This window comes from Streptomyces sp. NPDC002680, from assembly GCF_042889145.1.
Taxonomy (GTDB): domain Bacteria; phylum Actinomycetota; class Actinomycetes; order Streptomycetales; family Streptomycetaceae; genus Streptomyces; species Streptomyces adonidis.
In genome coordinates, this window is sequence record NZ_JBIAQP010000001.1 from 964,278 (window position 1) to 984,945 (window position 20,668).

Sequence of the window (20,668 nt, forward strand, 5' to 3'; positions counted from 1 at the left end):
GATGGCGGTACGGCGGGCGCCGTTGCCGTACCACTGCCGGAGGACGCATCGCAGGTCGATGCCCACCTACTCTGACCTGCATGGTTCAGCCCGGTATGGCGCAGTCGTGTGTGACAAGGTGGACGGCCCGGCATCCCTCGGCCGTCGACCTGATCGTCGCCGCGCTGGTCGCCCAGGGCTATCTCGCCTCGGTCCGGCTGGGCGACCAGTTCGGGCCCCATCCGGCCCGCCCGTTGACAAGCTGGGACTTCGTCGCGGCGGCCGTCGCGTTCGCACTGATCGCGGTACGCCGACGGTGGCCCCGTACGGTGCTGGGGCTGTCCGTGGCCGGGGCGACGGTGAGCATGGCGGCCGGCGAGCCATGGGCGGCGATGATCCCGGCAGCAGCCGTCGCCGCGTACACCGTCGCCACCCTGGAGACCCGGCGTACCGCCCGGCAGTGGGGCGGCACCGCGGCGCTGTTGCTGTTCGTCGCGAGTGCGGTGTGGCCGGCTCCCCAGCTTGCGTGTGCCGACTGGTGGCAGCGGGGTAACGTCGGTGTGCTCACCGCGGTGGGGATGGCCGTGGCGATCGGCGACGCAGTGCGCTCGCGGAGGGCCTATGTGGCCGCCGTGGAGGAGCGGGCGCGCCGGGCCGAGGCGTCCCGCGAGGAGGAGGCACAGCGGCGGGTGATCGAGGAACGGCTGCGCATCGCAAGGGAGCTGCACGACGTGGTCGCCCACCGCCTCGCGCTGATCAGCGTGCAGTCCGGGGTCGCCACCCACCTCATGCACAGCCGTCCCGATCAGGCCGTCACCGCGCTCGGCCACGTCCGGGAGGCCGCCAACACCGCCGTCGACGAACTCGGCACCGTGCTCAGTGTGCTGCGCCAGGACAGCGATCCCGAGACGGCCACCCAGCCGACCCCCGGCCTGGCCCAGTTGCCGGAGCTGCTCGACGCGGTGGCCACCACCGGACTGCGGGTCCGGTCCCGGCGAAGCGGCCCGATGCGGATGCTGCCCGCCGCTGCCGACCTCGCCGCGTACCGCATCATCCAGGAGTCGCTCACCAACGCCCACAAGCACGGCGCCGGCGCGACCGCCGGCCTGCGGCTCGACTACGACGACGCGGGAGTCACGATCGAAGTCACCAACCCGGTCCGGACGACCGACCTGCCCGACGGCGGGGCAGCCGCCACGGGAACCCGGCACGGTCTCATCGGCATGCGGGAGCGTGCCACCGCGATCGGCGGCACCCTGCGGGCCGGCCCGGCCACGGCGAACACCTTCACCGTGCACGCGTTCGTGCCGGCGCCCGAGTCCTCCGGGGTGGCCGAGTGACCATTCGCGTGGTGCTGGCCGACGACCAGGCGCTCATCCGGGCCGGGTTCCGTGCCCTCATCGAGACGGCGGACGATCTCGAGGTCGTCGGCGAGGCCGGAAACGGCCGGGAGGCGGTCGACCTGGTGCGCGCGACCCGGGCCGACGTCGTACTCATGGACATCCGGATGCCGGAGGTGGACGGTCTGGAGGCTACCCGACGCATCACCGCCGACGACTCCCTCGCCGGGGTACGGGTGCTCGTCCTGACCACGTTCGAGATGGACGAGAACGTGCTGCTGGCGCTGCGCGCCGGCGCCAGCGGCTTCCTGACCAAGGGGGTGGACCCCGCCGGACTCCTGGACGCCATCCGTACCGTCGCTGCCGGCGATGTACTGCTCTCGCCAGGAGCCACCCGAACGCTGATCACCCGGTATCTCAACGAACCCGAGCGGTCGACGTCGGCGCCCGCGGCGCCCTCGCTGGACGTGCTGACCGACCGCGAGCGGGAGACACTCACCCTCGTCGGGGCGGGGCTGTCGAACGAACAGATCGCGGCACGGCTGTTCGTGTCGCCGCTGACGGCAAAAACACACGTCAACCGGGCGATGAGCAAGCTCGGCGTACGCGACCGGGCCCAGCTGGTGATCGTGGCCTATGAGACCGGTCTGGTCCGCCCCGGTGACACACCTGCGGCACCGGCCTCCTGAGCGGCGCGCCATGGCCGCTCGGAAGCCGGTGCCGGAGATCGGGGGGTCAGGAACCCAGCAGGGGCATCGCCTCGAAGGAGTGGTCCTGCCACATACGGCGCGAGGTCTCGTGCGGGTACGCCACCACCGAAGGCTCCGTGTCGAAGATCCGGGTCAGGCGCCCCTCGGAGTCGTACGTGGGCCAGCCCGGGTCGCCCGTGGTGGCGAAGGACGTCCAGGCCGAGCGGATCTGGGACGTCAGCACCGCGGCCTCGGCGGTGTGCTCGGGGCCGATGGCGATCGGGCCCAGGTGGGCGTCGTAGGTGCCGAACAGCAGCGGCCCGTCCAGGCCGTGGCAGGCCCTGAGGACGCCGCCGGTGCCCGGGGACTGCCAGGCCAGCTCGTACAGGTACGCCTTCCCGCCGGCGGCGGCGTGGGCCTCGGCGAGCTTCAGGGTCGGCATGCGGAACAGCCAGTCGCTCTGGACGAGTTCGAACAGGTCCTCGGCGGACGCCTCGGGGAACGCCTCACGATAGGCCCGCTCGCCCTCGTCGCCGGGGGCATAGCGGTGCAGCGCCTGGGCGGCCTGCTCTTCGGTGACCTTGCCGAGCAGGCGGCCGTGGAGCAGGAACGTGCGGAACTCGTCTCGGTTGTGACCGATGATGAGGTCCACGCCCCGGCCGGCGCCGTTCGCGAGTCCCTGCCAGGGGGTGCACGGCAGGACGTCGCCGTCGATGATCGGGGAGTAGAGGGACGGGGTGTGCGCGAGCTGTCCCCAGCGGTCCGTGTGCTGGGCCATCTTGGCCTCCAGGGCGAACCCTGTCTTCGCCAACTGCCGCGCCTCGATCGTGCCGAGGTCGGCGGCCGAGGGGCGGCGACCGAGTTCTGCGGCAAGCACGGCGGCGATGTCCCGGCCCAGCTCGGCGGAGTAGAACGTGCCCGGCAGACTCTGCCCGACCACGCGCCGGAACAGGCCCTTCGCGCGCGGCATGACCATGAGCGCGGCGACGGACCCGGCGCCGGCCGAGTCGCCGAGGATCGTCACCTGGTCGGGGTCGCCGCCGAACGCCGCGATGTTCTCGCGTACCCATTCCAGGGCGGCGATCTGGTCCAGGAACCCCCGGTTGTCGGGAGCGCCCTCAAGCGGGATGAAGCCCTCGATGCCGAGGCGGTAGTTGAGGGACACGACCACCACGTCGCCGTCGCGGGCGATGTACTGGGCGTCGTAGCCGGGGCTGCCGGAGGTGCCCTGTTTGTAGGCGCCACCGTGGATCCACACCATCACGGGGCGGCGGGCGGCCGGGTCCGGCTCAGGTGTCCAGACGTTGACCGTGAGCCATTCGTCGCCCGTACCCAGCAGGAATTCCGCGCCCATGCGTTCGGCGATGCTCGTGTCCTGCGGGGCGGGAGGTCCGAACGAGAACGCGTCCCGTACCCCGTCCCAGGCAGGCACGGGACGCGGCGCCTGGAAACGGGCCTCGCCGAGCGGCGGCTGGGCGTACGGGATACCGCGGAAGACGGCCAGGCCGTCCTCCGTACGGCCGCGCACCCTGCCTGCGACTGTACGGACCTCGGGCTCGTGGGATTCGACTGCGGACATGAAGACCTCCCTGGGTTCAACTTAAATAAGCTGCTTGATTTAACTCTTGCCCATTTTTTGACAGCTGTCTAGTCTTGCCCTCATGCAGGATCGTCAAGACCGCCGGGTGCAGCGTTCTCGCACCGCCCTCATGGCCGCCGCGGTACGCCAGGTCACCGAGCGCGGCACCACCGCTCTGCCGGTCATCGAGATCTCCGAGGCGGCCGACGTCAGCCGGCAACTGGTGTACATCCAGTTCGGCGACCGTGACGCCCTGCTGGTGGCGGCCGCGGCCGACCTGGTGGAACGGGAGCTGATGCCGGAGGTGGCGGACTCCGGCGCCTCCCATCGCGCACGCCTGCTGGCGATGGCCCACCACTTCGCCCGGCACCGGCCCTTCTACCGGGCGATGCTCACCGGATCCTGCGCCTTCCCCATGGCTCGTGCCCTGAACAGGCTCTTCGCGTCACTGATCACCCTCGCGGGCCTGCGCGAGGTGTTCGGCGACATCGACGAGGTCACGGCCCGGGACCTGGCGGCGCTGTTCACGGGCGGGACCGGCGCGATCGTCAACGACTGGGTGATCGACGCCGCCGACCCGCTCGACCCCGAAGATCTGGCGGACCGCCTGCTGCACGTCTCCACGGTGCTCACGCCCAGCCGCCCCGCTTCCACCCCCGCGACCGGAGGCCACCCCCGATGAAGCTCAGCAGCCACATCATGCAGCGCGTACTGCGCCTGCCCCCGCCCCTCACCAGAGACCTCACCATCGAACAGGACCGGCGCGTCCCCATGCGCGACGGAGCCGTCCTGCTGGCCGACCGCTGGACCCCGAAGCGAGGCGGCGACGGCCTGCCGACCGCGCTCATACGCGTCCCCTACGGCAGGGCGGGCCTGGTCGGCGGCCAGATGGCCCGGCCGCTGGCCGAGCGCGGCTTCCAGGTGCTCGTCCAGAGCACCCGCGGCACCTTCGGCTCCGACGGCCCGTGGGACCCGCTGCGCCGCGAGCGCGAAGACGGCCTCGACACCATCGACTGGGTCATCAAGCAGCCCTGGTTCGGCGAGTCGATGATCCTCTTCGGCCCCAGCTATCTCGGCTTCGTCCAGTGGGCCGTCGCCGACTCCCTGCCGCCCCAGGTCAAGGCCATGATCCCGGTGGTCACCGAGTCGGCGCTCACGCTGGAGTTCCTGCGCTCGGACGGCTTCTCCCTGGAGACGCCGTTCGGCTGGGCCGTGCAGGTGGCGGGACAGGAACGGCGGCTCGGCATGCCGCGCGCCATGCTGGGCGCGAAGAAGGTCCAGCGCGCCCTGCGCACCCTGCCGTTGAACAAGGCCGACACCGTCGCCATCGGAAACCGCTACGACTATGTCCAGGACATCCTCGACCACGACGCCGACGACCCGTTCTGGCAGGGCCTCGACCACCGCCACCGCGTCGCCGACGTCCAGGTCCCGGTGAGCAGCATCGCGGGCTGGCACGACATCTTCCTGCCCGGCCAGCTCCGGGACTTCCGGGTGCTGCAGGAGGCCGGACGGACGGCCCGCCTCACCGTCGGCCCCTGGGCCCACAATTCCATCGGCGTCGGACATGCCGCCTTCCCCGAGGCACTCGACTTCGGCCTGACACTCGCCAAGGGCCGGGAGCCGGCCGAGCGCCCCCCGGTACGCCTGTTCGTCATGGGCGAGGAGAAGTGGCGCGACTTCCCCTCCTGGCCGCCGCCCGGCTACGAGCCCCGGCGCTTCCACCTCCAGCCGCGCGGCACCCTCTCCCCCGAGCAGCCCGCCGTCGCGCCGCCCGACAACTACCGCTACGACCCGGCCGACCCCACCCCCGCCGTCGGCGGGGTACGCATGGTCTTCGGTGAGAAGAACGGCCGCGTCGACAACACCGAGCTGGAGGCCCGCCGCGACGTCCTCACCTACACGACCGAAGTACTGGACAAGGACGTCGAGGTCATCGGCGAGGTCAGCGCGGAGATCTTCTTCCGCTCCAGCCTGCCGTACGCCGATGTCTTCGTCCGCCTCTGCGACGTCGACGCCGACGGCCGCTCGACCAACGTCTGCGACGGACTGACGAGCCTCACCGGCGCGAACCAGGTCACCCGGGCGACCGTCGGGCTCTGGCCCACCGCCTACCGTTTCCGGCGCGGCCACCGCATCCGCGTCCAGGTCTCCAGCGGAGCCTTCCCCCGCTTCAACCGCAACCCCGGCACAGGTGAGCCGCGCGGCTCGGCGACGCAACTGCGCACCGCGGAGCAACAGGTTCTCCACGGCCCCGAACATCCGTCGGCCATCGTCCTGCCCGTGGGATGACGCTCACGCCGCTGCGATGGCGTGGGCCGCACGGTTCGCCCTCGGCGGAGCCGCTGCTGCTGCGCCGCGAGGGCGGCCGAGGCTTCTGACCTTACGACGGCTCGTTGGAGTACGGGTGACTCACCGCATCCTGCGGAAGAGCGCCGCCAGCGCCTGTCCCCCACCGATGCACATCGTGACGACACCGAGTTCGAGGTCCCTGCGGACCAGGTCCTTGGCCACCCGCAGGGACAGGATCGCGCCCGTCGCGCCCACCGGGTGGCCCAGGGCGATGGCACCGCCGTACGGATTGGTCCTCTCGGGGTCCAGCCCGGCGTCGCGGACGACCGCCACCGCCTGGGAGGCGAACGCCTCGTTGAGTTCGACCGTGTCGATGTCCCCGGGCGTCGTACCGGTCTGCGCGAACAGCTTCTGCAACGCCAACACCGGTGCGTACCCCATGAGTTCGGGCTCCATCGCCGCGGTCGCCACCGCCTCCAGCGACACCAGACCTGTCAACCCGCGCTCACTGGCCGCCGACTCCCGCGCCAGTACCACGGCAGCGCCGCCGTCATTGATGCCCGAGGCGTTGCCCGCCGTGACGGTGCCGCCCTCGGCGAACGCGGGACGCAGCCTGGCCAGCGCCTCCATCGTGGTCCCGGGCTTGGGGTGCTCGTCCTCGCGCACAGTGAAGGGCTTCCGGCCGCCCACCTCGACCGGCACGATCTCCTCGGCGAAGACCGCCCGAGCCGCTGCCGTCGCCGCGCGACGCTGGGACTCGACCGCGAACTCATCCTGCTGCTCGCGCGAGACGCCGTACTTCTCGGCCACGTTCTCCGCCGTGACGCCCATGTGCGTGCCGTGGAACGGGTCGGTCAGCATCATCACCGTGCCGTCCACCAGCGTGCGGTCGCCGAGCTTGTAGCCCGTGCGCGCGCCGAAGTCGTAGAACGGCATGCGGGTCATCGACTCGTTCCCGCCCGCGAGGGCGAAGTCCAGTCCTTGCCAGCGCATCTGCATCGCCGCGGACCAGATCGCCTGCAGGCCGCTTCCGCAGAGCCGGTTCACCGTGTGGGCGGGCACGTGCTTCGGCAGTCCGGCGGTGATCGCGACCCGGCGGGCGTTGTAGGCGTCCGGACCGACCTGGCCGATACAGCCCATCACGACCTCGCCGATGTCCCCCGCGGCGACGCCTGCGCGTTTCAGTGCCTCCTGCGAGGCGGTCGCGCCGAGTTCGAAGCCGGGTACGTCCTTGAACACCCCGCCGAAGCTTCCGACCGGGGTCCGGGCCCCGTCGAGCACGACGATCTTCTCGGGCTCTGCCATGTGTGCATCCCCTCTCGCGCGCCATCCGGCGAGTCCCGCCACGGAGGTTCCCGGTCCCGCCCGACCGTCACAGATACTAGGTCGTCCTACTATCTGCCTGCCATGCGGGGTAGGTCACATGGGAGCGACACCACTTTGCCGACGCGCGCAAGTGCGGCGGGAGCAGGGCGAATTCGAGGCGAACCCTTGTCCGCCGACATCCGGTACGGAGCGGCAATGCGCGGCGGCCAGTCCCCACCCCTCGGGGGCAGGCCGCCGCGCGTCTCTAGCCGCGGACCGCCACTTCGCGGTACGGCGTGATCCGGACCGGCCCGATCAGGCCGTACTGCTGGCGGGGCATGGCGGCCTGCGCGAAGTAGCCGTCGGTCACCCGGAGCCGGTTGCGCAGGGTGGTGGCGACCCGCACGGTAATGGTGTTGGTGCCCTCCCTGAGGTGGCCTGCGAGGTCGAGGCGCCTGCTGATCTGGTCCGGCGGGGGCAGGAGCTTGCCGTTGACGGTCACCTCGAAGGTGTCGGTGACCCGGCCGAGGTCGAGGTACGCCCCGTCGCAGCGGTCGAGCCGAACGGTGGTGCGGTAGGTGCCGACGCCGGAGACGTCCTGGAGTTCGGGGATCTCCGTCCAGGGCTTGAGGCCGTTCAGAGTCAACAGGTGGCCTCGGACAGCCCGTTGGCCGTCCGCGCCCAGGTACCAGTCGTCGACGGACAGCGTCCAGTCGTCCAGCTGCCGTGCCGCGGGGACGGCGGGGACGGTCACCTTCCTCACGGCGCCGTTGGCGAGTGTGGCCGTATACGAACCGGCCTCGGTGGACCGCAGCCGGAGGCCGCCGCCCGCGGCCACGACGGCCTCGCCACCCGTGACCGACACGACGTGCGGTGCTTTGCCGCCGTCGAGGCCGATGACGGTGGAGCCGCCCGGCGCCAGCTGTACGGGGACGACGGTCCGTGTGTCCTCGGTCCGGTACCGGCCGAACGGGGTTACCTTCCCGGTCCACGCGTCGAGTCCGCGCGGGACACCGACGCCGTCGAGCACGACCTCGGCCGTGATCTGCTCCGCGGTGGGGTTGTACAGGTAGTACAGGGCGCCGCTGTGCACAGTACGTCGCACGGTGAGCAGGCCCGGTGCCCTGCTGATGTCCACCGCGGGCCGGACGCCGAGCTCGCGCAGCGCGGCCGGCAGCCCCTTCTGGTCGCTGACGCGGCGCACCGCCGGCTGCCCCAGCAGCTTCGCCAGCAGCCCGGCGAGTTCGGCGTCCTGCCGCTGCGCCTCGTGTGCGCCGGGGGTGCGGCCCGGCAGGTCGCCGACGATCACGACCGGCAGGCCCGCGCGGGCGTGCGAGAGCAGCAGCCGGGCGGTGGCCACGGGCAGCGTGGGCTGGCGGTCGAGGATCAGGGCCCGGTAGGCAGGGCCGTCGGGGGCCAGGCGGCGGCCGCGGACCCGGGTGCCCGCCAGCTGGGCGGGGCCGGCGAAGTCGTAGGTGAAGCCGGCCGCGCCGTCGGGCGTGCGGACGTCGTTGCCGTAGCTGTGCCGGTAGACGACCAGGTCGACCTGCGGGCTTCCCTGGCGCAGTACCCACTGCATGCGCGTGGTCCACCCGGTGATCTTGTCGGTGTCGTCCCAGGTGGGCTGGCGCGGTCCCCATGACTCGGAGAAGCCGTTGCCGCCCTGGCCGAAGATGAAGGGGGAAAAACCCGGCCAGTCCGTGACGCCCAGGCCCTTCGCGGAGGAGAAGCCGTGGTAGACGACCTGGTTGACGCCGTGCGCGTAGTTCGCGTTGACGTGCTTCAGCAACTGCGTCCAGGTCTGCGCGTACGCCTGGTTGAGCGTGGCCGCGCCCTCCATGGAGAAGACCTCCTGGCCGGCCAGGTGGACCGCGCCGGAGGTGATCCAGTGGGAGGGGCCGTCGGTGTAGTCGAAGGAGGTGCCGAGCGACTCGGTCTCGTTGATGTCCAGCGCGGCGGCCACGGTCGGGGTGTCGAGGGTGGTGCCGTAGGGCTGGGCGCGCAGTTGCAGTCCCAGGCTGTGCGCCCAGTCCTTGAGCGGCTCGACGTGCTCGCGGATGTACAGGTCCGTCAAGGTGTGGAAGTAGTCCTCGCGGACCCGGGCGCCGCTCTTGTCGGTGAACTCGAAGTCGGGGGTGGAGTCGGGGGTCACACCGGTGTACTGGCGGTGGATGCGGTCGATGTAGAGCACCGGGAGCCGCTCGCGCAGGGAGTAGCCGCGCAGCTTCTCGAAGCGGGCCGGCAGGTCCCAGGTCCAGAGCAGGCTGGCATCGAGTTCGAGGGAGTCCTCGAACAGGTTGCCACCGTTGCCCTTCAGCAGGCGGCGCAGGCGCGGGGTCAGGACGTGCTGCTCCGTGTAGGCGATGGCGGCACGGGCCCCGGCCGCCGCGAAGTGGTCGACGACGTACGCGGGCTCGACGGCGACGAACTGGCCGGTGACCGCGGCCTGGCCGGTGCCGCGCTGCCAGTGGGCGATGAGCAGCCACTGCCCTCCCTCCGGCGCCGTCCATGAGACCGCCCCGTCGCTCACCTTCGCGGTGAGGTCGATGAGCGAGTCCTGCTCCAACGCGGTCGGCTTGGCCGCCGGGTCGCCGGAGACGCGGAACGCCTGGAGCGCGACGAGGGTCTGCGCGGTGACGCCGGTGTGCGGCGCGGGGGCGGCCGGTACGGGTCCGTCGTGCATCTCGCCACCGGCCAGCGCCTTGCGCCCGTAGGCCAGTTCCTGCGCGGCCTGTCGGCTGTCCGGTGTCAGACCGGGCGCGAGCAGAGGCCAGGCGGGGCCGACGGTCAGGTCGACGCGGAGGCCGAGCCTGCGGCCGGTCTCGACCGCCTGCTCCAGCCGCTCGGTCTGGACCTCGCTGCCCCAGCCGTACTTCTTCGGTTCCAGGGTGAACATGCACTGGAGTTCGACACCGCCGAAGCCCCGGTCGGCGATGGTCGTCAGCTCGGCCTCAAGCGTCGCGGTCTCGATCTCGCCGCACGGCCACCAGTACCGGATCTTCGGCTTCGCGGCAGCGGGCGGAGCTGCGAACTCGCCGGCCTGTGCGGTGTTCCGGCCGGTGGCCGACTCTGCGGTGGCGGGCGAGGTGGTCGCTGTCACCGCGGTGACAGCCACCGCCGTGGCACTGGCGGTCACGCAGAACTGTCTACGGGAAAGACTCATGGCGGCTCCAGAGCAGGCACTCTCATCGAGTGAAACGTTTCATCCCCGTTAATTTTATGATCCTAAATTTTTCGTTCTGTCATGGCAAGAGTTCGGCCATGGCGAGAAACGCACGATGTGCGGAGAAGCGGTGCGATCGACGGTGCCGAACCTGGATCGAGCCGAACTCGCCGTCACCGACGCCTGCCAGGATGGCCGCGCCGAGTGCTCCGGCGCCGGGCTGCTTCGTGGTCACGACCGGGAGCCCGGTGATGTCGGCCTTGATCTGCTTCCGGGCGGCGCTGCGGGAACCTCCGCCGAGCGCGCGTCACCGAGGCCCTGCGGGCCGCCATCGTCACCGGCGAACTCGAAGCGGGCCAGGTCTACTCGGCCCCCGGCTGGGCTCCCGGTTCGGCGTCTCGGCCACCCCCGTACGAGAGGCGACGCTCGATCTGGTCAAGGAGAGGTCAGGCTGCTCCTCGAGGTCCCGACCGTCTGCCGCCTCGCCGAGCGGGGCGTGCGCGAAGCCGAACTCGCCGCACTCCTCCCCCTGGCGGAGCAGACGGTGCGCACCGCCGAGAATCTCGACGTCGTCGGCCATGTCGCCGCCGACGTGTGGTTCACCTCACCGCGCTCGGCCTCTGGGGCAACGACGAGATCACCGAGGCGGTCCGCGCGCATGACGCGATGATCGGGAGCGCCCGCGAGCACCTGGAACTGCTTCACCAGCGGGACGCCGCGGCCGCCAAAGAGCTGATGGAGCGCCACATCACCCGAGCAGGCAGGCTCCTTCTGGAACAAGCTCAGCGGCGCCCAGGCCTCCCGGAGCGCAGGTTCGCCGCCAGCGTGACAACGGGTCCAGCCGCTGTTCCGTCCGGAGCTCCACCGCGAGAGACGAGTTCAGACACGTTCGGAGCACGTCGGGGGCGCCGGCACAGGACCGGCGCCCCCGAAGCTCCCGCTCGATCCGCTACGACTTCGGTGTCTGGGACGGGTCCGTCAGGTACAGGACGTCATCCGGCGAATCGTAGGCCAGGGTTTCGGCGCCCCACTTCTGCAGGATCTTCGTGTAGGTGCCGTTCGTGACGATCTCCTTCATCGCGGCCTGCACAGCCGGCCCCAGCTTGCTGCCGTCGGGGATGACGATGGCCTGCTCGATCGGCGCGTAGACGAACTTCTGGAGCTCGATCGGGACGTTCTGGCTCTTGATCGTGTAGCCCAGCGCATCCTCGGTCGTCGCGGTGACCTCGATGCGTCCGTTGGTGATGGCCAGGATCCGGGCGCCGTCGTCCGGGTATGTCTTCAAGTCGATCGGCTTGAGACCGGCCGTGGTGCACTCCTTGTTCGCGCCCTTGATCTGGTCGATGAAGTACGAGCCGGACTGCACACCGACCGAGTGGCCGCACAGGTCAGTGGCTTTGTCGATCTCGATACCGCTGCCCTTCTTCACCGCGAAGGCAGTACCGATCTTGAACTCGGTCACGAAGTCGACCTGCTTGAGACGGTCCGCCGTCACGCCGAAGTCGGCGCTGGACATGTCGTACCTGCCGCTCGTGGTCCCGGGTATCAACGAGTCGAATGAACCCACCGACATGTTCTGGAGCTTGACGCCCATCACCTCGCTGAGGGCGAGGGCGATGTCCGGCTGAATACCGATGAGCGTGTTGCCCTCCAGGAACTCCTGGGGCGGGAAGTTGTTGTAGATGGCGTTCTTGATCGGCGTGCTCTTGAACTCGGCCGGCACCAGGGCGGCCACGGAGTCGACGGGCTTGTTGCCCCACGATGTGGTGATCGCCGACTCGGCCTTCGCGCTCGCCGACGCGGTCTTCTCACCGGTACTGGGGGTGGGGTCGGCGCACCCCGAGACGACCAGAGCTCCGAGAGCGCTGAACACGAGCAGGGCGATCGGCCGGCGGCGGCTGGTGATGCGAGCCATGAGTGGTTCTCCTACGATCTTTCGGATGGCTGGGGGGTTCTCGAGCGCCTCGCGAGCTTGCGCGGCGGGCCTGGGGAGACGAACGCGGGCGGCATCACAGGACCTTGGACAGGAAGTCCTGGGTACGCGGCATCTGCGGATTGACCAGGACGTCCTGTGGACGCCCCCGCTCCACCACGACTCCGCCGTCCATGAACAGGACCGAGTCGGCGACTTCCCTGGCGAAGCCCATCTCGTGAGTGACCACGACCATCGTGAGACCGTCGCGGGCGAGGTCCTTCATCACGTCGAGTACCTCACCGACAAGTTCGGGGTCCAAGGCGGAGGTGGGCTCGTCGAAGAGCATCAGACGCGGTTTCATGGCCAGAGCGCGTGCGATCGCGACACGCTGCTGCTGACCGCCCGACAGCTGCCGGGGGTAGCAGTCGGCTTTGCTGTCCAGGCCCACCCGCTCCAGAAGCTGCATCGCGGTGGCCCGGGCGTCGGAGGCCGGCACCTTCAGGACCCCCGTGGGTGACTCCACGATGTTCTGCAGGACAGTCATGTGCGGGAACAGGTTGAAGGACTGGAACACCATGCCGATCCGTGCACGTTGCTGGGCGAGGTGCTTCTCGGGCAGCGTGACGTACTTGTGGCCGCGCTGTCGGTAGCCGATCAGCTCGCCGTCGAGCTCGACCCTCCCTCCGTCGATCTCCTCCAGGTGATTGAGGCTGCGCAGCAAGGTGCTCTTACCGGAGCCCGAGGGGCCGATGATGCACATCACCTCGCCTCGCAGGACGGTGAGATCGACGCCGCGAAGCACTTCCAGGGCACCGAACCGCTTCCGGATGCCGGTGGCGCGGAGGACCACTTCACCGTTCTCCGCCTTCTCTTCTGTGCCGACCGTGGTCATCGCTTGCTCCCTTCGCCCACTGTTTGCAGGCGAGCCTGCAGAGTGCCGACGCTCTGCTTGAGTCGCTGCCACGGCGTCAGGGGCAGTTCCCGGCGCCCGCCGCGGGCGTAATGGCGCTCGATGTAGTACTGGATGGCGCTCAGCACACTCGTGACGATCAGGTACCAGATGCTGGCGACGATCAGCAGCGGGATGGTCTGGAACGTCTGGTTGTAGATCTGCTGCGACGTGTACAGCAGCTCCGAGGTCGAGGTGACACTGACCAGGGCTGTCGACTTCAGCATGCCGATCACCTGGTTGCCGGTCGGCGGAACGATCACGCGCATCGCCTGCGGGAGAACGATTCGCCGCATGGCGCGCCCGCTGCGCATCCCCAGCGCCACGGCCGCCTCGTGCTGACCCTGGTCCACCGAGACGATGCCGCCGCGCACGATCTCGGACATGTAGGCACCTTCGTTCAGTGCCAGCCCCAGAAGCGCGGCCACGAAGGGAGTGATCACGGCGTTGGAATCACCGGACCACAGCGTGGGCCCGAGCAGAGGGATCCCGATCTCGATCTTGGGGAACAGTGCCGCCAGGTTGTACCAGAAAATGATCTGGACCAGCAGCGGCGTACCGCGGAAGAACCAGGTGTACGCCCAGGCGGTCGAGGACAGGATCCGAATCGGCGACAAGCGCATGACAGCGGTCAGGATCCCGAGCAGGATGCCAGCGAGCATCGCGAGCACCGTCAGCTCGAGCGTCACCAGAAGACCTTTGAGAATCCGTTGGGTGAAGAAGTAATCACCCACGACATCCCATTGCAGGTTGGGATTGGTGAAAAGCATCTTGACGATCCCTGCGGCACAGAGGGCGACAAATGCCACCAACAGCCACCAGGACGGATGCGAACGATGCGCTACGCGAATCTCATCCCGCTGTTCGCGAGGCGGCGTGGTCTGCTGAGTTGCCGTCGCATTCATTGAGTGCGCCCCCTGTCGCGACCTGGGCAATTCCGCATCTGTCTCTCCGATCACTCGTTCGCTCCGCCGCGGGGGGCCGGATGGCAAGTCATTGCGAGGGTCGCTGTGAGGTGTTGACTGCGTTGAGAAAAACGTAGGGCGAACGGCCCGTGTCGCTCTTCGTCAGGTGTAGGAAATCCGGCTGGATAATTGGACAACCGTTGAAAAGCGCGGATTCCGCGATGTCGTGCGACGAACCGACACACGGCCCATTTCCTCATCAGTTTCGGATGGGAACTGGATAATGTTTAATTCTCGATTTCAGTTTTGGCACCGATCCTTCATCAGCCCTTGCGGGTGTTGATCTCCTCGGTGAGCTGGGGGACGACGTCGAAGAGGTCGCCGACGACGCCGTAGTCGACGAGGTCGAAGATCGGGGCCTCGGCGTCCTTGTTGACCGCCACGATCGTCTTCGAGGTCTGCATACCGGCGCGGTGCTGGATGGCGCCGGAGATGCCGTTGGCGATGTACAGCTGCGGCGAGACGGACTTGCCGGTCTGGCCGACCTGGTTGGTGTGCGGGTACCAGCCCGCGTCGACGGCGGCGCGCGAGGCGCCGACGGCCGCGCCGAGGGAGTCGGCGAGGGCCTCGATGATCGGGAAGTTCTCGGCGCCGTTGACGCCACGGCCGCCGGAGACGACGATCGCGGCCTCGGTCAGCTCCGGACGGCCGGTCGACTCGCGCGGGGTGCGCGCGGTGACCTTGGTGCCGGTGGCCTGGGCGGAGAAGGTGACGGCCAGGGCCTCGACCGTGCCGGCGGCCGGGGCGGCCTCGACGGCGGCGCTGTTGGGCTTGACCGTGATGACCGGGGTGCCCTTGGCGATGCGGGACTTGGTGGTGAAGGACGCGGCGAACGCGGACTGGGTGGCGACCGGACCCTCGTCACCGGCCTCCAGGTCGATGGCGTCGGTGATGATGCCGGAGCCGATGCGCAGTGCGAGGCGGGCGGCGATCTCCTTGCCCTCGGCGGAGGAGGGGACCAGCACAGCGGCCGGGGAGACGGCGTCGTACGCGGCCTGGAGGGCGTCGACCTTCGGGACGACCAGGTAGTCGGCGTACTCGGCGGCCTCGTGGGTGAGGACCTTGACGGCGCCGTGCTCGGCGAGCGCGGCGGCGGTGTCGGCGGCGCCGTTGCCCAGCGCGACGGCGACCGGCTCGCCGATGCGGCGGGCGAGGGTCAGCAGCTCCAGGGTGGGCTTGCGGACGGCACCGTCCACGTGATCGACGTAGACGAGAACTTCAGCCATGGCTTCGGGACCTTTCTCAGATGAACTTCTGGCCGGCCAGGAACTCGGCGAGCTGCTTGCCGCCGTCGCCCTCGTCCTTGACGATCGTTCCGGCGGCACGGGCCGGACGCTCCACCGCCGAATCGACGACGGTGTACGCACCGTCCAGGCCGACTTCCCCGTCCTCGATGCCGAGGTCCTCCAGGTCCCAGGAGGTCACCGGCTTCTTCTTGACCGCCATGATCCCCTTGAAGGACGGGTAACGCGCCTCACCCGACTGGTCGGTCACCGACACCACGGCCGGCAGCTGTGTCTCCAGCTGCTCCGAGGCGGTATCCCCGTCACGGCGGCCGGTGACTGTGCCGTCCTCCACGGACACCTCGGACAGCAGCGTCACTTGCGGCACCCCCAGCCGCTCCGCCAGCAGCGCGGGCACGATGCCGCCGACCCCGTCGGTGGACGCCATGCCGGAGATGACCAGGTCGTAGCCGGCCTTCTCGATCGCCTTGGCCAGGACCAGGGAGGTGCCGATGGCGTCGGTGCCGTGCAAGTCGTCGTCCTCGACGTGGATCGCCTTGTCGGCGCCCATCGAAAGCGCCTTGCGCAGCGCGTCCTTGGCGTCCTCGGGACCGACGGTCAGGACCGTGATCTCCGCGTCGGCGCCTTCCCGTTGGCACTCCTCCGCGATCTGGAGCGCCTGCTCGACCGCGTACTCGTCGAGTTCCGAGAGCAGACCGTCCACGTCGTCGCGGTCGACGGTCAGGTCATCGGCGAAGTGCCGGTCGCCAGTGGCGTCGGGCACGTACTTCACAGTGACAACGATCCTCAAGCTCATGAGGGAACAGCGCCTTTCCTGCGGGGTGTCATCGAGTCGCTGACCACGGTTCCGGGATCGCTGAGAGACAAGGGCACGCCGACCGTCGGTGTGCCAGGGCCGGTAGGTCGCCGGCGAATTCCCCGTCCGGGGAGTCCGCTGCGGGTTGGAGACCATCGTGAAGGAGTGCGTCCGGCCGCGACATCTACTGTCGATGGAGATCTGCGACCCTGTTTCCACAATTGTCGAAAGCGGATCGGCCGGCGACCGGTGGTATTCGTCCTGAAACACCGGGGTTACCGGGCTCCCTGTCCCGGCGGAACCGCACGGGAGCAGTCGGCGCGGTGGACGCCCCGACCGGCGAGGGACGGTGTGGCACGTCCAGCAGAGCGCCGTACACCCCGAACTTCAACAGCAGTGTGAATTGTTCTGCCGACCTTCATACACTTGTCGAATCAACCGGGTCTCCGGCCTTCAGACCGGCGCGTGGCTGATGGAAGAGAAGGGAAGCCACGATGGAGCCGCTCGACATGCAGGCCGCGGTCGACGGTCTGGCGTCCACGATCGACCTGTCGGTGCTCATCGAGGACCTGGACCAACACCCCGTCTGGTGGAGCACCCGCGGTGCGGTCGACGGCACGCGGATGCGGACGATCCTCGACCGACGTGTGGAACCCGCCGCGGCCGCGGTCGTGCAGAAACTCAGGCTCGCCCAGGCCACGAAGCCCGTGCATGTCCCCGCGATACCCGAGGCGGACATGTGGGCGCGCTGGTGCATGCCCGTGCGGTACGAGCGTCGGGCGCTGGGCTATCTCTGGGTGCTCGACCCCGACGGCACCGTCACCGAGGACGATCTGCCGGCGATCGTGGAGTGCGCGGACCTCGCCGCCGAGGTGATGTCGAAGACCCGGCGGTCGGCCGAGCAGCGGCATCAGCAGCGCGACCAGCTCATCCACCGCCTGCTGCGCGCGCCGGACCAGGACGCGGCCCGGGAGCTCGTCCGACTGGAGAACCTGCCGTCCGACGCATGCGTGCAGGTCGAGGCGCCGGCGGCGTCCGGTGGCTGGCCGCTGCCAGGTTCCATGAGCGCCCACGTCGCGGGCAGTCGGGCGCGGGCGGCGACCAGTGGCGCACCCGTCCCACTCGTCGAACTCGGCGAGGCGACCCGACGAGCGACGGCAACCCGACGAGCCGCCGCGGCCGGCGCGCACCTGGACCCGGTGTCATGGGATGCCCTCGGAGCCTGGCGGCTCATCGTGGAGGCTCCCGACTCCTTGACCGTCGCGCAGGTGCACCCGGGCGCGGAGGCGCTCGCCGCCCAACCGCGCGACGACCTGATGACGACGGCGCGGGTCGTACTCGACCACGGCGGTGAAGTCACAGCCGCGGCCGATGTGCTGCACGTGCACCGCACCACCCTCTACTACCGCCTCAACCGGATCACCGAGCTGACCGGCATGGACCTGCGGTCCGGGGCCGGCCGCACCAGCCTGCAGCTCGCCTTGTGGCTGGCCTCCTATCGCGCTGTCGGTCAGTAGGCGTCACCCGGGACGGCCCACCCGCCTTCGACACCTGTCGAAGCCCGGCGGCGTCTCTCCTCGCCCACGCGGATGCGGCCGCTGACCAGCGCAACTTACGGTCGGCGCACCGGCTTAGGAGGCGGAGATGAGAACTGACATTGTCGTCATCGGCGGCGGAGCGATCGGCGCGGCCGTCGCTTACTACACCAAACTCCTCGATCCGACTGCCGAGATCGTCGTGGTCGAACGCGATCCCCGCTACGAGCTGGCGTCCACACCCCGCGCCTCCGGCGGTGTGCGGCGCCTGTTCCATCTGCCGGAGAACATCGAACTGTCGCGCTACAGCATCGACTTCTTCGAGCGCTTCCCGGAGACGATGGCTGTCGACGGGGTCGAAGCCGGGATCGGCTTCAAGAAGAACGGGTACCTCTTCATCGTGCCGCCCTCCGACCGGGCGACGCTGCAGAGGAATTTCGAGGCTCAGCTGGAGCTGGGCTGCAACGTCGTCTGGCTCGAACCGGACGAGCTGAAGCAGCGGTTCCCGTCCATGTACGTCGACGACCTGGGCTGCGCCGTGCACTCCCCCGACGACGGCTGGCTGGACCCGCACAGCGTCCTGATGGGCTTCCGCAACAAGGCGAAGGCGCTCGGCGCGGAGTTCCTGGCGGACGAGGTGACCGGGCTGATCCGCGAGGGCGACCACGTCACGACCGCCGTCCTCAAGTCCGGCCGACGGATCGCGGCCGCCCAGTTCGTGAATGCGGCCGGCGCCTGGGCGAAGGACATCTGCGCGATGCTCGGCATCAAGGTGCCCATCGAGCCGCTCCGACGCTTCGAGCACTACTTCGAGGCTCAGGACCCGATCGAGCCGCTCCCCTATCTCAAGGACACCCAGCGCCTCGCCTTCCGCCCCGAGGGCGGCGGCTACTCCGGCGGCGTGCCCACCCTCGACGAGCCGCGCGGTTACAACTTCGACGTCGACCGCGCCTACTTCGAGAATGCCGTCTGGCCCGCACTCGCCCATCGCTTCCCGCAGTTCGAGCGCACCCGCTGCACGAGCACGCTGCCCGGCCTGTACGACCAGAACGACTTCGACGGCAACGTCATCATCGGCCCCGGCGCCGACGGCCTCGCCAACTTCCATATGCTCGCCGGTTTCTCCGGCCATGGTCTGATGCACGCCCCCGGCTGCGGTCGCGCGATGGCCGAACTGCTGGTCAAGGGCTCGTACCAGACCATCGACCTCACCCGCCTCGGCTGGCAGCGCCTCACCGACGGGACGCCGCTGCGCGAGCAAGGAATCATCTGAGGGGTCGGTCCGGATGAACACGGAGTTCGACCACCTCGTCGTCGACTGCCGCAGGGGCGTCGCCCCGGACGCCGTCGTCGGCGCCGAGGACAGGGGCAACTCGGTGCCCGCCTGTGCATCGCCGACCGGATCCGCGGCGTTCCGATCTTTCTCCGGCCCGCTCACAGCCCCCAGGAACCCCTGTCACCGTGACCACCACCGTCCCGGCACCACCCCACCCCGGCAGTTTCGTCGTCATCGGCGAGACCAATCTCGCGCGTCGCGTCTGCGCGTCGCTCACAACACGGCAGCACTCGGTAAACCATCTGTTCGAGCCCCACGACGACCAGTTGCGCAGCACCCTGCGCGACCGGCCCGACGGTGTGGCCGTCCTCCTGCACAACGATGTGGCTGCCCTGCGCTGCGCCCTGGCCATAGCCCATATCTCGCCCAAGGTGCCCATCATCGCCACGGTCTTCGATCGCACCGTGGCGGACGAACTCACCCGTCTGCTGCCCCAGTGCACGGTGACTTCTCCGGCTGACCTCGCCGCGCCCACCCTGGCCGGGCCGTGCGCCGATCCGTCGGTTCTGGCCCTGCGTCGCCAAGGGGACCGCGCACAAGCCGTCCGGATACGGCACGAGCGCCCCTGCGCGGAGCACTGGTACCCCGATCGACAGCGAAGGTGGCGCACCAGCCTGGGGAACATGTCCGGCCAGCTGCGCCCCCATGACGGGGGCACCCGCCTCCTGGTCACCGGCCTGCTCGGTCTCCTCGCCGTCCTGCTCGGCGACTGGGCCTGGCTCGTCGGGCACGGCCATCACCCAGCGGAGGCCTTCTTCCACGCGGCGCGCGTCGTCGCTGCCGTGGGGCCGGCTACGGCACCGGCCGATGCCCACGGTTACCAGGTCACGGCCGGTGCAGCCATGCTGGCCACGCTCGTCTTCAGCGCCCTGTTCACGGCGGGGGTCATCGAGCACATGCTCGGCCCGAAACTGATCGGTCTCATAGGCCCCCGCACGCTGCCTCGCTCCGGCCACGTGATCGTCGTCGGCATGGGGCAGGTGGGCATACGGCTCTGTGTCGAACTACGCCGCCACGGCATCCCGGTCGTGGGTGTGGAACGCGATCCCCACGCCGAGGCCGCCCGGCTCGCCCGTACGCTCGGCATCCCTGTCCTCATGGGCCACGGTGAGGATCGAGCGGTCCTGGAGCAGCTGCGCCTCGGTCACGCCCGGGCGCTGGCCGCCGTCGGTTCCGACGACCTCGACAACATCGCCGTCGCGATCGCCGCGCACGGCGTGGCGCCCAGTACACCGCTCGTCATCAGAGCGGGCGAACACGAAGCCATCGCGGAGACCCGGTCCTTGCTGCCCATGGGCAGCATCAGGGATGTCACCAGCCTGGCCGCCGCCTACGTCCTCGCTCACCTTCTGCGGGAACCGGCGGTGGCCGTCGTCGCACACCGGCAGGACGTCTATCTGCAAACGCCGGACGAGAACTTCGTCCCCTGGCCCCTCACGGCGCGCGGACACTGCCGTCATCGCACTTCGGACCCCTCTCCCCCTGGGCCGGTCTGGCGGTCCTCGCCGACTGGGTGGCCCTGACCAGGGCTCGGGCAGCCCGTACGGAGGTCGAGCGGGAACGACACGAGCGCCTCACCGC

General features: G+C 69.6%; 17 protein-coding genes. 8 read left to right on the plus strand and 9 right to left on the minus strand.

Annotated features, from left to right (window positions below):
* The first annotated feature begins 80 nt into the window (after positions 1 to 80).
* A complete protein-coding gene (locus tag ACFYXF_RS04400; protein ID WP_389347988.1) occupies positions 81 to 1,319 on the plus strand; it encodes a sensor histidine kinase in 1,239 nt (412 codons plus the stop codon).
* Positions 1,316 to 2,008 (plus strand): response regulator, encoded by a 693-nt coding sequence (locus tag ACFYXF_RS04405; RefSeq protein WP_389347990.1) that lies wholly within the window; start codon positions 1,316 to 1,318, stop codon positions 2,006 to 2,008. The genes ACFYXF_RS04400 and ACFYXF_RS04405 overlap by 4 nt, the downstream gene beginning before the upstream one ends.
* Positions 2,009 to 2,054: 46 nt before the next feature.
* On the opposite strand, the gene ACFYXF_RS04410 is transcribed toward ACFYXF_RS04405, so the two are convergent.
* Positions 2,055 to 3,587 (minus strand): carboxylesterase/lipase family protein, encoded by a 1,533-nt coding sequence (locus ACFYXF_RS04410; protein ID WP_389347991.1) that lies wholly within the window; start codon positions 3,585 to 3,587, stop codon positions 2,055 to 2,057.
* Between the two features lie 82 nt (positions 3,588 to 3,669).
* Here ACFYXF_RS04410 and ACFYXF_RS04415 point away from each other — a divergent pair, with 82 nt between their 5' ends.
* Positions 3,670 to 4,269: a TetR/AcrR family transcriptional regulator gene (locus ACFYXF_RS04415; RefSeq protein ID WP_389347993.1), complete on the plus strand. Its 600-nt coding sequence runs from the start codon at positions 3,670 to 3,672 to the stop codon at positions 4,267 to 4,269.
* Complete coding sequence (locus ACFYXF_RS04420; protein WP_389347994.1) at positions 4,266 to 5,879, plus strand: CocE/NonD family hydrolase; 1,614 nt, start codon at positions 4,266 to 4,268, stop codon at positions 5,877 to 5,879. Before ACFYXF_RS04415 ends, ACFYXF_RS04420 begins: the two co-directional genes overlap by 4 nt.
* A gap of 120 nt (positions 5,880 to 5,999) precedes the next feature.
* Here the strand turns inward: ACFYXF_RS04420 and ACFYXF_RS04425 are convergent, their stop codons facing one another.
* The 3 genes from ACFYXF_RS04425 to ACFYXF_RS04435 form a co-directional block, all read right to left on the minus strand.
* Positions 6,000 to 7,184: a thiolase family protein gene (locus tag ACFYXF_RS04425; protein ID WP_389347995.1), complete on the minus strand. Its 1,185-nt coding sequence runs from the start codon at positions 7,182 to 7,184 to the stop codon at positions 6,000 to 6,002.
* A 265-nt stretch (positions 7,185 to 7,449) separates the two neighbouring features.
* Entirely contained in the window at positions 7,450 to 10,320 is a 2,871-nt protein-coding gene (locus ACFYXF_RS04430) for a glycosyl hydrolase (RefSeq protein ID WP_389347996.1), read from the minus strand.
* 106 nt (positions 10,321 to 10,426) lie between these two features.
* Complete coding sequence (locus tag ACFYXF_RS04435; protein WP_389347997.1) at positions 10,427 to 10,582, minus strand: hypothetical protein; 156 nt, start codon at positions 10,580 to 10,582, stop codon at positions 10,427 to 10,429.
* A gap of 261 nt (positions 10,583 to 10,843) precedes the next feature.
* Here ACFYXF_RS04435 and ACFYXF_RS04440 point away from each other — a divergent pair, with 261 nt between their 5' ends.
* On the plus strand, positions 10,844 to 11,017 hold the full coding sequence (locus ACFYXF_RS04440; protein WP_389347998.1) for a hypothetical protein: 174 nt from the start codon (positions 10,844 to 10,846) through the stop codon (positions 11,015 to 11,017).
* 279 nt (positions 11,018 to 11,296) lie between these two features.
* Here the strand turns inward: ACFYXF_RS04440 and ACFYXF_RS04445 are convergent, their stop codons facing one another.
* The 5 genes from ACFYXF_RS04445 to ACFYXF_RS04465 all read right to left on the minus strand — a co-directional run bounded on the left by ACFYXF_RS04445 (position 11,297) and on the right by ACFYXF_RS04465 (position 16,216).
* Positions 11,297 to 12,262: an ABC transporter substrate-binding protein gene (locus ACFYXF_RS04445; RefSeq protein WP_389347999.1), complete on the minus strand. Its 966-nt coding sequence runs from the start codon at positions 12,260 to 12,262 to the stop codon at positions 11,297 to 11,299.
* Between the two features lie 94 nt (positions 12,263 to 12,356).
* Positions 12,357 to 13,154 (minus strand): amino acid ABC transporter ATP-binding protein, encoded by a 798-nt coding sequence (locus ACFYXF_RS04450; RefSeq protein ID WP_389348000.1) that lies wholly within the window; start codon positions 13,152 to 13,154, stop codon positions 12,357 to 12,359.
* Positions 13,151 to 14,116 carry an amino acid ABC transporter permease gene (locus ACFYXF_RS04455; RefSeq protein ID WP_389348001.1) on the minus strand — a complete coding sequence of 322 codons (966 nt, stop codon included), beginning with the start codon at positions 14,114 to 14,116 and terminating at the stop codon, positions 13,151 to 13,153. The genes ACFYXF_RS04450 and ACFYXF_RS04455 overlap by 4 nt, the downstream gene beginning before the upstream one ends.
* Positions 14,117 to 14,439: 323 nt before the next feature.
* Positions 14,440 to 15,402: an electron transfer flavoprotein subunit alpha/FixB family protein gene (locus ACFYXF_RS04460; RefSeq protein WP_389348002.1), complete on the minus strand. Its 963-nt coding sequence runs from the start codon at positions 15,400 to 15,402 to the stop codon at positions 14,440 to 14,442.
* A 16-nt stretch (positions 15,403 to 15,418) separates the two neighbouring features.
* On the minus strand, positions 15,419 to 16,216 hold the full coding sequence (locus ACFYXF_RS04465) for an electron transfer flavoprotein subunit beta/FixA family protein (protein ID WP_389348003.1): 798 nt from the start codon (positions 16,214 to 16,216) through the stop codon (positions 15,419 to 15,421).
* Positions 16,217 to 16,710: 494 nt separating this feature from the next.
* Here ACFYXF_RS04465 and ACFYXF_RS04470 point away from each other — a divergent pair, with 494 nt between their 5' ends.
* The 3 genes from ACFYXF_RS04470 to ACFYXF_RS04480 all read left to right on the plus strand — a co-directional run bounded on the left by ACFYXF_RS04470 (position 16,711) and on the right by ACFYXF_RS04480 (position 20,610).
* A complete protein-coding gene (locus ACFYXF_RS04470) occupies positions 16,711 to 17,733 on the plus strand; it encodes a PucR family transcriptional regulator (protein ID WP_389348004.1) in 1,023 nt (340 codons plus the stop codon).
* 127 nt (positions 17,734 to 17,860) lie between these two features.
* Positions 17,861 to 19,024: an NAD(P)/FAD-dependent oxidoreductase gene (locus tag ACFYXF_RS04475; protein WP_389348005.1), complete on the plus strand. Its 1,164-nt coding sequence runs from the start codon at positions 17,861 to 17,863 to the stop codon at positions 19,022 to 19,024.
* Positions 19,025 to 19,212: 188 nt separating this feature from the next.
* Entirely contained in the window at positions 19,213 to 20,610 is a 1,398-nt protein-coding gene (locus ACFYXF_RS04480) for a potassium channel family protein (protein WP_389348006.1), read from the plus strand.
* Positions 20,611 to 20,668: the final 58 nt, after the last annotated feature.

Bases quoted from the DNA above. Each gene is read 5' to 3' on its own strand.
- ACFYXF_RS04425 (WP_389347995.1), bottom strand. From the start codon at position 7,184: ATGGCAGAGCCCGAGAAGATCGTCGTGCTCGACGGGGCCCGGACCCCG.
- ACFYXF_RS04450 (WP_389348000.1), bottom strand. From the start codon at position 13,154: ATGACCACGGTCGGCACAGAAGAGAAGGCGGAGAACGGTGAAGTGGTC.
- ACFYXF_RS04400 (WP_389347988.1), top strand. From the start codon at position 81: ATGGTTCAGCCCGGTATGGCGCAGTCGTGTGTGACAAGGTGGACGGCC.
- ACFYXF_RS04420 (WP_389347994.1), top strand. From the start codon at position 4,266: ATGAAGCTCAGCAGCCACATCATGCAGCGCGTACTGCGCCTGCCCCCG.
- ACFYXF_RS04415 (WP_389347993.1), top strand. From the start codon at position 3,670: ATGCAGGATCGTCAAGACCGCCGGGTGCAGCGTTCTCGCACCGCCCTC.
- ACFYXF_RS04460 (WP_389348002.1), bottom strand. From the start codon at position 15,402: ATGGCTGAAGTTCTCGTCTACGTCGATCACGTGGACGGTGCCGTCCGC.
- ACFYXF_RS04465 (WP_389348003.1), bottom strand. From the start codon at position 16,216: ATGAGCTTGAGGATCGTTGTCACTGTGAAGTACGTGCCCGACGCCACT.
- ACFYXF_RS04470 (WP_389348004.1), top strand. From the start codon at position 16,711: ATGGAGCCGCTCGACATGCAGGCCGCGGTCGACGGTCTGGCGTCCACG.
- ACFYXF_RS04445 (WP_389347999.1), bottom strand. From the start codon at position 12,262: ATGGCTCGCATCACCAGCCGCCGCCGGCCGATCGCCCTGCTCGTGTTC.
- ACFYXF_RS04475 (WP_389348005.1), top strand. From the start codon at position 17,861: ATGAGAACTGACATTGTCGTCATCGGCGGCGGAGCGATCGGCGCGGCC.
- ACFYXF_RS04410 (WP_389347991.1), bottom strand. From the start codon at position 3,587: ATGTCCGCAGTCGAATCCCACGAGCCCGAGGTCCGTACAGTCGCAGGC.
- ACFYXF_RS04455 (WP_389348001.1), bottom strand. From the start codon at position 14,116: ATGAATGCGACGGCAACTCAGCAGACCACGCCGCCTCGCGAACAGCGG.